The 12712-nt window shown below is 71.9% G+C and carries 13 protein-coding genes; 2 read left to right on the top strand and 11 right to left on the bottom strand.

The features are described from left to right. From P3T27_RS16645 to P3T27_RS16615, 7 genes are all read right to left on the bottom strand, one after another. The gene (locus P3T27_RS16645; RefSeq protein WP_280679076.1) at positions 1-975 is read right to left on the bottom strand and encodes a Gfo/Idh/MocA family oxidoreductase; all 975 of its coding nucleotides are present in this window, start codon (positions 973-975) and stop codon (positions 1-3) included. Position 976: 1 nt separating this feature from the next. Further along, a complete protein-coding gene (gene ligA / locus P3T27_RS16640) occupies positions 977-2314 on the bottom strand; it encodes a protocatechuate 4,5-dioxygenase subunit alpha (protein WP_280679074.1) in 1338 nt (445 codons plus the stop codon). Between the two features lie 4 nt (positions 2315-2318). Then, positions 2319-3239 (bottom strand): amidohydrolase family protein, encoded by a 921-nt coding sequence (locus tag P3T27_RS16635; protein ID WP_280679072.1) that lies wholly within the window; start codon positions 3237-3239, stop codon positions 2319-2321. Continuing rightward, entirely contained in the window at positions 3236-3928 is a 693-nt protein-coding gene (gene ligK, locus P3T27_RS16630; protein ID WP_280679069.1) for a 4-carboxy-4-hydroxy-2-oxoadipate aldolase/oxaloacetate decarboxylase, read from the bottom strand. The genes P3T27_RS16635 and ligK overlap by 4 nt, the downstream gene beginning before the upstream one ends. Before the next feature lie 16 nt (positions 3929-3944). Further along, positions 3945-4988, bottom strand: coding sequence for an amidohydrolase family protein (locus P3T27_RS16625; RefSeq protein WP_280679067.1), 1044 nt, complete (start codon positions 4986-4988; stop codon positions 3945-3947). A 39-nt stretch (positions 4989-5027) separates the two neighbouring features. Then, entirely contained in the window at positions 5028-6239 is a 1212-nt protein-coding gene (locus tag P3T27_RS16620; protein ID WP_280679065.1) for a 4-hydroxybenzoate 3-monooxygenase, read from the bottom strand. Positions 6240-6351: 112 nt separating this feature from the next. Continuing rightward, entirely contained in the window at positions 6352-7119 is a 768-nt protein-coding gene (locus P3T27_RS16615) for an IclR family transcriptional regulator (RefSeq protein ID WP_280679063.1), read from the bottom strand. 75 nt (positions 7120-7194) lie between these two features. Here P3T27_RS16615 and P3T27_RS16610 point away from each other — a divergent pair, with 75 nt between their 5' ends. Then, entirely contained in the window at positions 7195-7896 is a 702-nt protein-coding gene (locus tag P3T27_RS16610) for a substrate-binding domain-containing protein (protein ID WP_280679061.1), read from the top strand. A 339-nt stretch (positions 7897-8235) separates the two neighbouring features. On the opposite strand, the gene P3T27_RS16605 is transcribed toward P3T27_RS16610, so the two are convergent. The 4 genes from P3T27_RS16605 to P3T27_RS16590 are packed head-to-tail and all read right to left on the bottom strand — an operon-like array spanning position 8236 to position 12102. After that, positions 8236-8694: a MaoC family dehydratase gene (locus tag P3T27_RS16605; protein ID WP_280679059.1), complete on the bottom strand. Its 459-nt coding sequence runs from the start codon at positions 8692-8694 to the stop codon at positions 8236-8238. 46 nt (positions 8695-8740) lie between these two features. Then, positions 8741-10279, bottom strand: a complete 1539-nt coding sequence (locus tag P3T27_RS16600) for a long-chain fatty acid--CoA ligase (RefSeq protein WP_280679057.1) — start codon at positions 10277-10279, stop codon at positions 8741-8743. 10 nt (positions 10280-10289) lie between these two features. Continuing rightward, the gene (locus P3T27_RS16595; RefSeq protein ID WP_280679055.1) at positions 10290-11189 is read right to left on the bottom strand and encodes an amidohydrolase family protein; all 900 of its coding nucleotides are present in this window, start codon (positions 11187-11189) and stop codon (positions 10290-10292) included. 1 nt (position 11190) lies between these two features. Then, entirely contained in the window at positions 11191-12102 is a 912-nt protein-coding gene (locus tag P3T27_RS16590) for an SDR family NAD(P)-dependent oxidoreductase (protein WP_280679053.1), read from the bottom strand. A 154-nt stretch (positions 12103-12256) separates the two neighbouring features. Between P3T27_RS16590 and P3T27_RS16585 the strand changes: the two genes are divergently transcribed. Continuing rightward, positions 12257-12688, top strand: a complete 432-nt coding sequence (locus tag P3T27_RS16585) for a MarR family transcriptional regulator (RefSeq protein WP_280679051.1) — start codon at positions 12257-12259, stop codon at positions 12686-12688. Positions 12689-12712 lie beyond the last annotated feature (24 nt).

The raw sequence follows: 12712 nt of genomic DNA, 5'->3' as shown, positions 1-12712 counted from the left end.
TCACGAGGTCCGGGCGGCGTCGAGCTGCCGCTCGAGGTCGGCCAGTGTCCGGTAGCAGTTCAGCACCTGGGTGACGGAGGAGTTCGGTTCGCGGCCCTCGCGGATGGCGGCGACGAACTCGCGGTCCTGCAGTTCGATGCCGTCGGTGGAGACGTCGACGCCGCTGACGTCGATCGGCTCGTCCTTGCCCGTGAGCAGGTCGTCGTAGCGGGCGAGGTAGGTGCCGGTGTCGCCGATGTAGCGGAAGAAGGTGCCGAGCGGCCCGTCGTTGTTGAACGACAGCGACAGGGTGCAGATGGCGCCGTTCGCCGCGCGCAGCTGGATCGACATGTCCATCGCGATGCCGAGGCCGGGGTGGACCGGTCCCTGGATGGCGTTGGCCTGCACGATCGGCGACCCGGTCTGGTACGCGAACAGGTCGACGGTGTGCGCGGCGTGGTGCCACAGCAGGTGGTCGGTCCAGGAGCGGGCCTGGCCGAGGGCGTTGAGGTTGGTGCGGCGGAAGAAGTACGTCTGAACGTCCATCTGCTGGATGCGGTACTCGCCGGCCTGGATCCGCTGCCGGATCCACTGGTGGCTGGGGTTGAAGCGCCGGGTGTGGCCCACCATCGTGACCAGTCCGGTGCGCTGCTGTGCGGCCAGGCACGCCTCGGCGTCGGGCAGCGCGTCGGCGAGCGGGATCTCGACCTGGACGTGCTTGCCCGCCTCCAGGCAGGCGAGGGTCTGGGCGGCGTGCATCGGGGTGGGCGTGGCCAGGATGACGGCGTCGACGTCGTCCATCGCCAGTACCTCGTCCAGGCTTGCGGAGGCGCGGCCGATGCCCTGCTCGGCGGCGAACTTCCGGGCGCTGTCGAGGCTGCTGCTGACGACGGCGGTCACTTCGACGCCGTCGATCCGCCGCAGCGCGGCGGCGTGCTTGGCGCCGAAGGCGCCGCCTCCGGCGAGGGCGATCCGGACGGTCTGCTGGTCGGTCATGTCATTCCTCCGTGCCGGGCGTTTCGGCCCGCGGGTGGTTCTCCAGGATCAGGTGGCCGACGGCGGTGTTGGACGCCGGCACGTGGTAGAAGCGGTGCTTGGTCTCGACCGTTCCGCCACCGTCGATGTCGCTCATCGCCCCGCGGGCGATCAGCCACATGACGAGCTCGATGCCTTCCGAGCCGGCCTGTTCGACGTAGTCCAGGTGCGGCAGTTGCGCGAGGCCGGCCGGGTCGTCGACCAGGCGGTCGAGGAAGGCGTTGTCCCAGTCGCGGTTGATCAGGCCCGCGCGGGGGCCCTGCAGTTGGTGGCTCATGCCGCCGGTTCCCCACACCTGGACCGTCAGCGGCCGGTCGTAGGACTCGACGGCCCGGCGCAGTGCCCGGCCGAGCTCGAAGCACCGGGCGCCCGAGGGCACGGGGTACTGCACCACGTTGACGTGGAACGGGATCACCTTGCACGGCCACTGTTCGACGTCGCCGAACATCAGCGACAGCGGGACGGTCAGGCCGTGATCGACGGTCATCTCGTTGACCAGGGTGAGGTCGAAGTCGTCCCGGATGAGCGAGTGCGCGATGTGCGCGGCCAGGTCGGGGGCGCCCTCGATGCCGGGGACGGGCCGGGGGCCGTAGCCCTCGTCGGCGGTGGCGTAGGCCGCGCCGGTGCCGAGCACGAAGGTCGGGATCAGCGACAGGTCGAAGGCGCTGGCGTGGTCGTTGTAGACCAGGAAGATCACGTCGGGGAGGTTCTCCCGCTGCCACTGCCTGGAGTACTCGTAGCCGTCGAAGACCGGCTTCCAGTAGGGCTCTTCGGTCTTGTGGTGGTCCATCGCCGCGCCGATCGCCGGCACGTGCGAGGTGAAGACCGCGCCGGTGACGACGGCGTGCTCGGCCGGTGGCGCCGAGTCGGCGTACGCCGCTTCGAGGACGGCGTGGTCGATCCGGTTGCCCTCGACGGAGCGGCCGCCGCCGACCATCATGTCGCGGTACTCCTGCTCGGTCATGCCGGTCATCGAGCCCGCCATCTGCTGGAACGAAAGCCCCAGCGTGGCACCCCACTTGGCGAGGAAGTAGATGTTGCCGCCCTCACGCATCGCGGCGTTGAGGTCACGGTCGAGCAGGGCCTGCTTCTGCTCCTCGCGCAGCGGCCACGCATCGAGGTAGGCGCGTTCGTCGGCGAGGTAGCTCGCGCGGTTCTCCGCGGTCATCAGCGACATGCAGAACTGGTTGAGGTGGTACCCCTTGGCGGACTGCTCGGCGTCGAAGACGGTCGTCCCCGGGACCAGCTTGTAGGTCTTGTCCAGCGCCATGCCGGTCTCCAATCGTGCGGTGCGGGTCATTCGGTCAGTCGGCGTCCGGCCAGTAGAGGCGCATCGGGTTGGCGACCAGGAGCTTGTGCCGCAGCTCCGGCGTGGGCGCGATGTGCGGGACGAAGTCGACGAGCAGGCCGTCGTCGGGCATGTGGTCGGTGAGGTTGGGGTGTGGCCAGTCGGTGCCCCACAGCACCCGGTCGGGGAACTCCTCGACCACGCGGCGGGCGAACGGGACGACGTCGCGGTACGCCCGCTGTTCGCCGTCGAGGGCGGGCGGGCCGTCCGCCGACAGCCGTTCCGGGCAGGTGACCTTGCACCAGATGTCGGGCCGGGCGCGCAGGAGGTCGAGGAAGGCCTCGAAGTCGGGGCCGCGCGGGTCCGCGGTGACGTCGGGGCGGCCCATGTGGTCGACGACCAGCGGCACCGGGACGGAGAGTAGGAAGTCGCGCAGCTCGGCGAGGTCGGCGGCCTCGAAGTAGACGACGACGTGCCAGCCGTACGGTGCGATCCGTTCGACGACGTCGAGCAGGTCCTGCCGCGGCGCCGCGTCGACGAGTCGCTTGACGAAGTTGAACCGGACACCGCGGACGCCGGCCTCGTGCAGCTCGCGCAGTTCCGCGTCCGGGATTCCGGGCCGCACGGTGGCCACTCCCCGGGCCAGGCCGCCGGAGGCGCGCAGGGCGTCGACCATGGCCCGGTTGTCGGCACCGTGGCAGGTCGCCTGCACCACGACGTTCCGGGTGAATCCCAACTGGTCGCGCAGTGCGAAGAGTTGGTCTTTGGATGCGTCGCAGGGAGTGTACTTGCGCTCGGGGGCGTACGGGAACTCGGCGCCGGGGCCGAAGACGTGGCAGTGGGTATCGACGGCGCCCGCGGGCAGTTCGAACCGCGGGCGGCTCGGGTCGGCGTACCAGTCCAGCCAGCCGGGGGTCTTCTCGAAGGGCGTGGTCATCGGTCCTCGTATCGCAGTCCGAGCTCGGCCAGCGGGCCGCGCATGCCATAGATGTCCAGGCCGAGTTCGCCGGTCCGGAACCGGGCGCGCTTGCCCTCCTCGGCGGCCTCCCGCGTCGCCGAGGCCTCGGCGACCTCGGCTGCCCGCTCGCGCGGCACCACGACGACGCCGTCGCCGTCGGCCACCACGACGTCGCCGGGCCGCACCAGGGCGTTGGCGCAGATCACCGGCACGTTGACCGAGCCGAGGGTGGCCTTCACCGTGCCCTTGGCGTTGACGGCCCGGGCGAAGACGGGGAAGTCCATCCGCTCCAGGTCGGCCGTGTCGCGCACGCCGCCGTCGATGACCAGGCCGCGGGCTCCCCGGGCGCGGAAGGAGGTGGCGAGCAGCTCGCCGAAGAAGCCGTCCTCGCTCTCGGTGGTGCAGGCGGCGACCACGACGTCGCCCTCGCGGATCTGTTCGGCGGCGACGTGCAGCATCCAGTTGTCGCCGGGCTGCAGCAGCACGGTCACCGCCGTCCCGCACAGGCGGGCGCTCGGGTAGACCGGGCGCAGGTAGGGGCGCATCAGCCCGACCCGGCCCATCGCCTCGTGGATCGTCGCCACGCCGAACGCCGACAGCGCGGCGACGGCCTCGGGGTCGGCGCGGGTGATCGACGTGCGGACGACCCCGATCTCGGTGTGTTCCATGGTTCTTCTCCTGGGGTCAGCGATCGGCGGCGGCGAGGCGGCCGGCCGCGGCGAGGCGGGCGGCGAGCCGGGGGTGGACGCGCAGGGCATTGCCGGAGCGGACCGCGGTCCGCTCCTCGCCGGAGAGGTACGGGGTGGCGTCGACGTACCTCCAGGTGTCGTCGAAGTGGTGCCCGGTGTCCGGGTCGACGCCACGGACGGCGCCGATCATCTCGCTGGCGAAGAGGATCGCCCGGCTGGGGATCACCCGGGTGAGCAGGTCGATGCCCGGCTGGTGGTAGACGCAGGTGTCGAAGAGGACGTTGTCCAGCAGCTCCTCCGGGTCCGGCCGGCCGAGCGCCATCGCCAGGCCCCGGAACCGGCCCCAGTGGTACGGCACCGCGCCGCCGCCGTGCGGGACGACGAACCGCAGCGTCGGGAAGTCGGCGAACAGGTCGCCCTGGACCAGCTGCATGAACGCCGTGGTGTCGGCGTTGAGGTAGTGGGCGCCGGTGGTGTGGAAGGCCGGGTTGCACGAGGTGCTGACGTGGATCATGGCGGGGACGTCGTACTCGACCATCGCCTCGTAGAGCGGGTACCAGCTGCGGTCGGTCAGCGGCGGCGCGGTCCAGTGCCCGCCCGAGGGGTCGGGGTTGAGGTTGACGCTGACCGCGCCGAGTTCCTCGACCGCGCGGCGCAGCTCGGGCAGGCAGGTGGCGGGGTCGACGCCCGGCGACTGCGGCAGCATCGCGCCCATCGCGAAGCGGTCGGGGTAGAGCCGGCTGACCCGGTGGACCAGGTCGTTGCAGATCCGCGCCCACACCGAGGAGACCTCGAAGTCACCGATGTGGTGGGCCATGAAGCTGGCCCGCGGGGAGAAGACGGTCAGGTCGATGCCGCGCTCGTCCATCAGCCGCAACTGGTTGCCCTCGATCGCGCCGCGCAGGTCGTCGTCGGTGATGACCAGCTCGTCGGGGTCGGGCGCGTCGCCGGGGGTGCCGGCCGCCGCCACCTGCCGGTCCCGCCAGGCGGCCAACTGCGGTGGGGCGGTGGTGAAGTGGCCGTGGCAGTCGATGATCACGGGGGGCCTCCTGGTGGTCGTGCGGGGTCGTGGGCCGGGTCAGGCCCGGGTGCCGGTGGGCCAGCCGGTGTACTGCTCGGCGAGGTACCTGCGGCCGGCCCGGGTGCCCGCCACGTTGTCGAGCTCGCCGAGTCGGCGGCGCAGGTCGAAGGAGGTGTCGCCGGGCTCGGTGTGCAGCAGCCGGGTCATCCAGGAGGAGAAGTTCTGGGCCCGCCAGATCTGCTGGAGGGCGCGCGGCTGGTAGTCGTCGAGCGCGGTGTCGCCCTCGCCGCCGAGGGCCCGCAGCAGGACGTCGGCGAGGACCTTCACGTCGTGCAGCGCGAGGTTGAGTCCGCGGGCGCCGGTCGGCGGCACGGTGTGCGCGGCGTCGCCGGCGAGGGTCAGCGAGCCCCAGCGCATCGGCTCCTGGACGAAGGAGCGGAACCGCAGCACCGTCTTCTCCAGCACCGGCCCCTCGGTGAGGCGGAAGCCGTCCTGCCCGGCCACCCGGGCCTGGAGGGTCTCCCAGATCCGGTCGTCGCTCCAGGTGTCGACCAACTCGTCGGGGGCGCACTGGAAGTACATCCGCTGCACCGCGTCGGTGCGTTGGCTGATCAGCGCGAAGCCGTGCTCGGAGTGGGCGTAGACCAGCTCGGGCGCGCTCGTCGGGGCCTCGGCCATGATGCCGAACCAGGCGAACGGGTACTCCTTGCCGTGGCGCACCCGCCGGTCCTCGGGCACCAGGTCGCGGCACATGCTGCGCGAACCGTCGGCGCCGACCACGTACCGGGCCCGGATCTCGCGCCGGCTCCCGTCGGGCAGGGTGCAGCGGACCCGGGGGGCGTCGGTGGTGATGTCGAGGACCTCGGTGTCCTCGATCCCGAACAGGACCGTGCCGCCGTCGCGCTCCCGGGCGTCGGCCAGGTCGGTGAACACGTCGGTCTGCGGGTAGAGCCAGGTGGACGCGCCCACCAGCTCCTTGAAGTCGATGCGGTGCGGCCGTCCGCCGAAGCGCAGTTCGATGCCCTCGTGCTCGTGGCCCTCGCGCACGACGCGGTCGGACACGCCGGTCTCGACCAGGTCCCGGGCGACGTCGGCCTCGAGGATGCCGGCCCGATGGGTGGTGGCGATCTCCTGCCGGGTGCGGGTGTCGACGACGACCGTGTCGACCCCGGCGCGGCCGAGCAGGTGGGCCAGCATGAGGCCGGCCGGACCGGCTCCGACGACGGCGACGGGTACCGAGGTGACGGTGTCGGCGGTGGCCTCGGCCATGGGATCTCCTGAGCGGCTGCGCGGGTTCGGAACACCCCGAACGCTGGCATCCGCGACCTCCGCCGGTCAGCACCACTTCCGCCAGGCGGAAGTCCTCTCTGGAATCGCCGACTCAGACCGTCGCGCGGGCCCGTCGGCCGAGTTCGTCGGAGATGCCGTGCACGGCCCGCAGCAGCGGCTCCCGCAGGCCGCGGGCGCGGCTCGCGCTGCTCGCCGCGATGACGATCCCGAGCGCGGCGCCGACCGGGCCGGTCCGGCCGATCCGCACGGGTGCGGCCACCGCGACGGTGCTCTCCGAGAGCTGGCGGTCGCTCACGAAGACCTGCTCGCGACGGATCCGGTCCAGCTGGGCGCGCAGGGTCTTCGGGTCGGTGACGGTGTGCGGGGTCCAGGCCCGCAGCGGCGCGTCCAGCACGGCCTCCTGGATGTCGCCCGGCGCGTGCGCCAGCAGCACCCGGCCCATCCCGGTGGAGCCGGTCGGGAAACGCGAGCCGACCATGGTCACCAGCTCCACCGAGCGGTGCCCGGCGATCCGCTCGACGAAGACCAGCTCGGTGCCCTCGCGCACCGCGAGCTGGATGTTCTCGTGCGTCGCCTCGTACAGGTCCTGCATGAACGGCAGCGCCACGTCGCGCAGAATCTGGCTGCGCGGGCAGCCCGAGGCGATCTCCCAGAGCCGCAGCCCGACGTGCCAGGAGCCGTCCTCGCCGCGCTCCAGGGCGCCCCAGGCAGCCAGCTCGGCGACAACCCGGTGCGCGGTGCTCAGGGCGAGGCCCGTACGCTGTGCGATCTCCGACAGGGTCTGCGACCGGCAGTCGCGGCCGAACGTCGAGAGGACTTCGAGAACTTTTCCAGCCGCCGTGCTCCGGGTTGCGCTCACGCGGTCAGTGTCGCAGACAGGCATTGAGCCGCCCGTTCACCCGCCGTGGCAGCGGCCGCCCACAAGGAGAACGACGTGTCCCGAGAGATCACCGGTCTGTCCTCGATGGCGACCAGGCAGCTCCTGGCCGAGCTGTCCGACCATCTCCGACACTCCTACGGCGCGCAGGTGCGGTTCGAGTCGGCCGGCGGGGTCGAGGTCGCACGGCGGGTGCGCGAAGGAGCCGAGGGCGACCTGCTGGTGCTCGCCGAGGACGCGATGGCGGGGCTGGAGGGGGCGGGGCTGCTGGTCGGCGGCACGCTGCGTCCGTTGTGGGTCTCGCAGGTGGTCGCCGCTGTGCCCGAGGGGTCGCCGCTGCCCGCCCTCGCCTCGGAGTCCGACCTGCGGGCAGCCCTGCTGGCCGCACGGCGGATCGCGTACTCCACCGGCCCCAGCGGTACGGCGCTGGTCGAGCTGACGGCCCGGCTGGGTCTCGCCGCGGAGCTCGCACCGCGGCTCGTCCAGGCGCCTCCGGGGGTCCCGGCCGGCAGCCTGCTCGCCTCCGGCGGGGTCGAGCTGGCCTTCCAGCAGCACAGTGAGCTGATGGATCTGCCCGGCGTGGTCGTGGTCGGGCCGCTGCCCGGCGACACCGCGATCAGCACGACCTTCAGCGGGGGCGTGCTGGCCGCGTCAACCGAACCGGTCCGAGCGGCCGGGGTGCTCGACCTGTTCGAGGCCGAGGAGCTGTGGGCGACCGCGCGGGCCAAGGGCATGCGGGCCGTCCGGGACTTCGGCTGAAGCCTCCTCGGTTCCGGCCGGGGCGGACACCGCGCACGCCGGGAGATTCGGGCGGTCGGGGGCGCCGCGGCACCTCCCGGCCGCAATGGCGCGACCGGCAGCCTCCCTTCCGGCCCGGGCGTGCGTCATGGCGGACCAGGTGCGCCCCGAGCATCGGCGTCACCCTCCGGCGGCCGGTGTGGTCTGCCGCAGCCGACGCGACCTGACAGGACCGGCCATCGCGGATCAGCGGGCGATCCGGTGGTAGCCGGTGAGGAAGGAATGACGAAAGGGCCCTTCGGCCCGGGACGGACTCCGTGGTCCGTCCCGGGCCGAAGGGCCTTCGTGCCAGGGGGCCGGTCAGGCGTAGTGGCGGTAGACGGCCTGGGCCACGCAGGCCGGCTTCTCGCTGCCCTGGACCTCGACGGTGAAGGCCAGCGGCATCTGCACGCCGTTGCCCTTGACCTCCTCCACCGCGCCCACGGCTCCGTGCAGCCGGATCTTCGCGCCGACCGGGACGGGGCTGGGGAAACGAACCTTCTCCAGGCCGTAGTTGACGCTCATGGAGATGCCGGTGATGTCCAGCAGCTCGCCGAAGAGCGGGATGATGAGCGAGAGGGTGAGGTAGCCGTGGGCGATCGGGCCGCCGAACGGGCCGTCCTTGGCCTTCTCCGGGTCGGTGTGGATCCACTGGTGGTCGTCGGTGGCGTCGGCGAAGGTGTTCACCCGGTCCTGGGTGATCTCGCGCCACTCGGTGCGGCCGAGGTCGGCGCCGCCGAGGGCCTTGAGTCCGTCGATGCCGTGGGCGGTGGTGGGCATGGAAAATCCTTTTCCGTTGTGGACACGTGGTGTGACGGTGCGTCTGTCAGGACGCGGAGGGGTTCCCGGACGCATGCAGCTCGCGGACGGCGGCCTTGACGATCTTTCCGGTGGCCGTGCGGGGCAGGGTCTGCGCGAGCACCACCGACTTGGGGATCTTGTACTTGGCGAGCCGGCCCCACAGGTGGCCGAGGATGTCGTGCTCGTTGGCGCGAGCGCCGGCCCGCAGGACCACGACGGCGCGGCCGACCTCGCCCCAGACCGGGTCGGGCACGCCGATGACGGCGCACTCCTCGACGGCGGGGTGGGCGAGGATCGCGTCCTCGACCTCGGCCGGGTAGACGTTCTCGCCGCCCGACACGAACATGTCCTTCACCCGGTCGACGATGTAGGCGTAGCCGTCCGCGTCGGTGCGGGCGACGTCGCCCGTCCGCAGCCAGTCGCCGTCGGTGAACGCGGCCGCGGTCTCCTCCGGCCGGCCCCAGTAGCCGGTCATCACGTTGGGGCCCTGGACCAGGACCTCGCCGCGCTCCCCCGGCCCGGCGTCGCTGCCGTCGGGCCGGACGACGCGCGTGTCGGTGAAGAAGTGCGGCACCCCGGTGGAGCCGGCCTTGGCAGAGGCCTGCTCCTCGTCCAGGAAGAGGACGCCGGGCGACGCCTCGGTCATGCCGTAGCCCTGGCTGAAGGCCAGGCCGCGGTCGAGGTAGGCGGCGATGGTGCGGGTCGGCACCGGTGCGCCGCCGCAGTTGAGAGTACGCAGGCTGGAGAGGTCGGTGGTGGCCCAGCGGGGCCGGGCGGCCATCGCGTCGTACATCGTCGGGACGCCGAACATGTAGGTGACGCGCAGCAGTTCGATCGTCTCCAGCACCCGCTCGGGGTCGAAGGCCCCGTGCAGGACCACCCGGCCACCCTTGAGCAGGGTGGGCAGACAGGTCATGTTGAGGCCCCCGGTGTGGAACAGCGGCGCCACGACCAGGGTCACCTCGTCGCCGGCCAGGTCGGTGTCGACGAGGACGTTGACGCTGTTCCAGGTGATGTTCCCGTGCGAGAGCACCGCGCCCTTCGGACGGCCGGTGGTCCCCGAGGTGTACATGATCATGCAGGGGTCGTCCGGGGCGACGGCGAGATCCAGCGGCTCACCGGAGACGCCGGCGATCAGCTCCTCGTAGCCGGAGACGTCCTGGCCGGGTCCGTCGAGCGCGATCCGGTGCCGGACCCCGGCCTCCTCGGCCGCGGCCCGGGCGGCCCCGGCCTGCTCCGGCGCGTGGACGAGGACGGTGCTGCCCGAGTCGGCCAGGCTGTACGCCAGTTCCGGGGCGGCGAGGCGGGTGTTGAGCGGGACGAAGACGGCACCCAGGACTCCGGCGGCGAACAGGGTCTCCAGGAAGGCCGGGTGGTTGGGCCCCAGGTACGCGATCCGGTCGCCCCGCTCCACGCCCGACACCCGCAGGCCGTGGGCGAGTTGCAGGACGCGCTGGTGCAGCTCACGGTAGGTCCGGCTGCTGCCCTCGTGGACGACCGCGACCCGGTCGGGTGTCTTGCGGGCCCGGCGGGCGGGCCACGAGCCGATGCCTTGGTTCAGCACGGGTGCTCCTTCAGTCCGTGCGCAGCCCGAGCAGTCGGGCGGCGTTCTCCTTGAGGATCTTCGGCCGGACCTCGGGCTTGATGTCGAGTCGGGCGAAGTCCGCCAGCCACTGGTCGGGGGTGATGACGGGGTAGTCGGAGCCGAACAGGACCTTGTCCTTGAGCAGCGTGTTGGCGTAGCGCACCAGCTGCGGCGGGAAGTACTTGGGCGACCAGCCGGACAGGTCGATGTACACGTGTGGCTTGTGGGTGGCCACCGCCAGCGCCTCGTCCTGCCAGGGGAAGGACGGGTGGGCGAGGACGATCCGCAGCTCCGGGAAGTCCACCGCGACGTCGTCGACCAGCATCGGGTTCGAGTACTTCAGCCGGATGCCGCCGCCGCCCGGGACGCCGGCGCCGATGCCGGTCTGGCCGGTGTGGAACAGGGCGGGCACGCCGAGCTCCTCGATCGCCTCGTACAGCGGGTAGGCCAGCCGGTCGTTCGGGGAGAACGCCTGGATGCTGGGGTGGAACTTGAAGCCGCGGACGCCGTAGTCCGTGACCAGGCGCCGGGCCTCCCGCACCCCCGCACGGCCCTTGTGCGGGTCGATGCTCGCGAACGGGATCAGCGCGTCGGGGTGGGCGGCGCAGCTCTCCGCGATCTCCTCGTTGGAGATCCGCGGATGGCCGGTGGCGTGTTCGGCGTCGACGGTGAAGACCACGGCGGCCATCCGGCGTTCGCGGTAGTGCTCGGCCATCTCGTCGATGGTGGGCTGCCGGTGGCCGTGCGCCTTGAAGTACGCCTCGGAGGCCCCGAACAGCTCGGGGCTCAGTGCGCCGTGGCCGTCCTTGGAGATCTCGGCGTGGGTGTGCACGTCGATGGCGGTGAGCCGGTCGAGGTCGAGTGCGAGGTCGTGTGCGAGGTCGACCATGTCAGGCCTCCGGGGCCTTGGGCGCGGGGATGCCGTAGGTCTCGGGTTCGGCGCCGACGCCGCCCTGCCACTGCGCGGCGATGGCGTCGGCGCTCCAGCCGCCGTCGGCGAGGGCGACAGCCTTCTCCCGGGGGTGCGCCCACAGGGCGAGGCGGTCGCCGCCGATGCCGATGGCCTGGCCGGTGACGTCCTTGGAGTCGTCGGAGGCGAGGAAGGTGATCAGGGCGGCGACGTCCTCGACGGTGCCGAGTCCCTCCTCCTTTCGCAGCCAGTCGGGCAGCGGGTTGCCGGTGCGCTCGGCCTCCTCGATCACCGGGGCGAAGGCCGGGATGGTCCTGGTCATCTCGGTGGCGGCGACCGGGACGACGGCGTTGACGGTGATGTCGGCGCGGGAGAGTTCCATCGCCCAGGTGCGGGCCATCGAGACGATGCCGGCCTTGGCGGCGGCGTAGTTGGTCTGGCCGAAGTTGCCGCGCTGGCCGGCCGGGGAGGAGATCAGGACGAGCCGGCCGCCGGTGCCCTGCTCGCGCATGCGGATCGCGGCGGCGCGGGCGCAGGTGAAGGTGCCGCGCAGATGAACGCGGACGACGTCGTCGAAGTCCTCGTCGGTCATCTTCCACAGCACCCGGTCGCGCAGGATACCGGCGTTGGTGACCAGCACGTCCAGGCTGCCGAACTCCGTCACGGCGGTGTCGACCAGCAACTGGGCGGCCTCGCTGTCGCCGACCGCGGCGACGGCGCCGGTGGCGCGGCCACCGGCGGCGGTGATGGTGGCGACGGCGGCATCCACGGTTGCCCGGTCGACGTCGTTGACGACGACGGCCGCGCCGGCCGCGGCGAGGGCCTGTGCGTACGCGAGTCCGAGACCGCGGCCGCTGCCGGTGACGACGGCGACCTTGCCCTGGAGATCCATGAGGGTGCACCTCTCGTGGGAGTGATGGGAGGGGATGGCGCCAGGATCGACAGGAATCCTGATGAATGGCAGTCTCGTCAATCATCAGGATTCCTGTCAATGCCCTAGGCTTGGCCACGCCGCCGCACCGACGGCGCTCGGCGAAGGGAACGAGATGGACCGACCCGCAGTGACCGGCACCTCGCTGCTGTACCTGGTCAAGAGGACGGAGCTGGCGGTGCGCGCACGGCTCGACGAGCTGCTCAAGCCCGCCGGCATCACCGCGCTGCAGTACACGGCGCTCACGGTGCTGGAGCGGCACGACGGCATCTCGGCCGCCCAGCTGGCCCGCGACTCCTTCGTCACCGCCCAGTCGATGGCCGACATGATCCGCACCCTGGAGGGACGCGGCCTGATCCGTCGCGAGCCCAACCCCGGCAACCGCCGCGAACGCCTCGTGCTGCTCGCCGAGCCGGGCCGCCACCTGCTCGCCGAGTACGCCGCCTCGACCCGGGAACTGGAGGCGCGCATGGTCGCCGGACTCACCGCCGAGGAGGCCGACCGCTTCCGCGAGTCCCTGAACACTGCCTGGCGCGCCCTCTCGTGAACCGGGGCGCACGCACATCCGACT

It is taken from the genome of Kitasatospora sp. MAA19, from assembly GCF_029894125.1.
GTDB lineage: Bacteria > Actinomycetota > Actinomycetes > Streptomycetales > Streptomycetaceae > Kitasatospora.
Note: the sequence above shows the minus strand (reverse complement) of the source record. Positions and strands in the feature narration are given on the sequence as shown.

Bases quoted from the DNA above. Each gene is read 5' to 3' on its own strand.
- P3T27_RS16595 (WP_280679055.1), bottom strand. From the start codon at position 11,189: ATGGTCGACCTCGCACACGACCTCGCACTCGACCTCGACCGGCTCACC.
- P3T27_RS16620 (WP_280679065.1), bottom strand. From the start codon at position 6,239: ATGGCCGAGGCCACCGCCGACACCGTCACCTCGGTACCCGTCGCCGTC.
- P3T27_RS16590 (WP_280679053.1), bottom strand. From the start codon at position 12,102: ATGGATCTCCAGGGCAAGGTCGCCGTCGTCACCGGCAGCGGCCGCGGT.
- P3T27_RS16585 (WP_280679051.1), top strand. From the start codon at position 12,257: ATGGACCGACCCGCAGTGACCGGCACCTCGCTGCTGTACCTGGTCAAG.
- P3T27_RS16605 (WP_280679059.1), bottom strand. From the start codon at position 8,694: ATGCCCACCACCGCCCACGGCATCGACGGACTCAAGGCCCTCGGCGGC.
- ligK (WP_280679069.1), bottom strand. From the start codon at position 3,928: ATGGAACACACCGAGATCGGGGTCGTCCGCACGTCGATCACCCGCGCC.
- P3T27_RS16645 (WP_280679076.1), bottom strand. From the start codon at position 975: ATGACCGACCAGCAGACCGTCCGGATCGCCCTCGCCGGAGGCGGCGCC.
- ligA (WP_280679074.1), bottom strand. From the start codon at position 2,314: ATGACCCGCACCGCACGATTGGAGACCGGCATGGCGCTGGACAAGACC.
- P3T27_RS16635 (WP_280679072.1), bottom strand. From the start codon at position 3,239: ATGACCACGCCCTTCGAGAAGACCCCCGGCTGGCTGGACTGGTACGCC.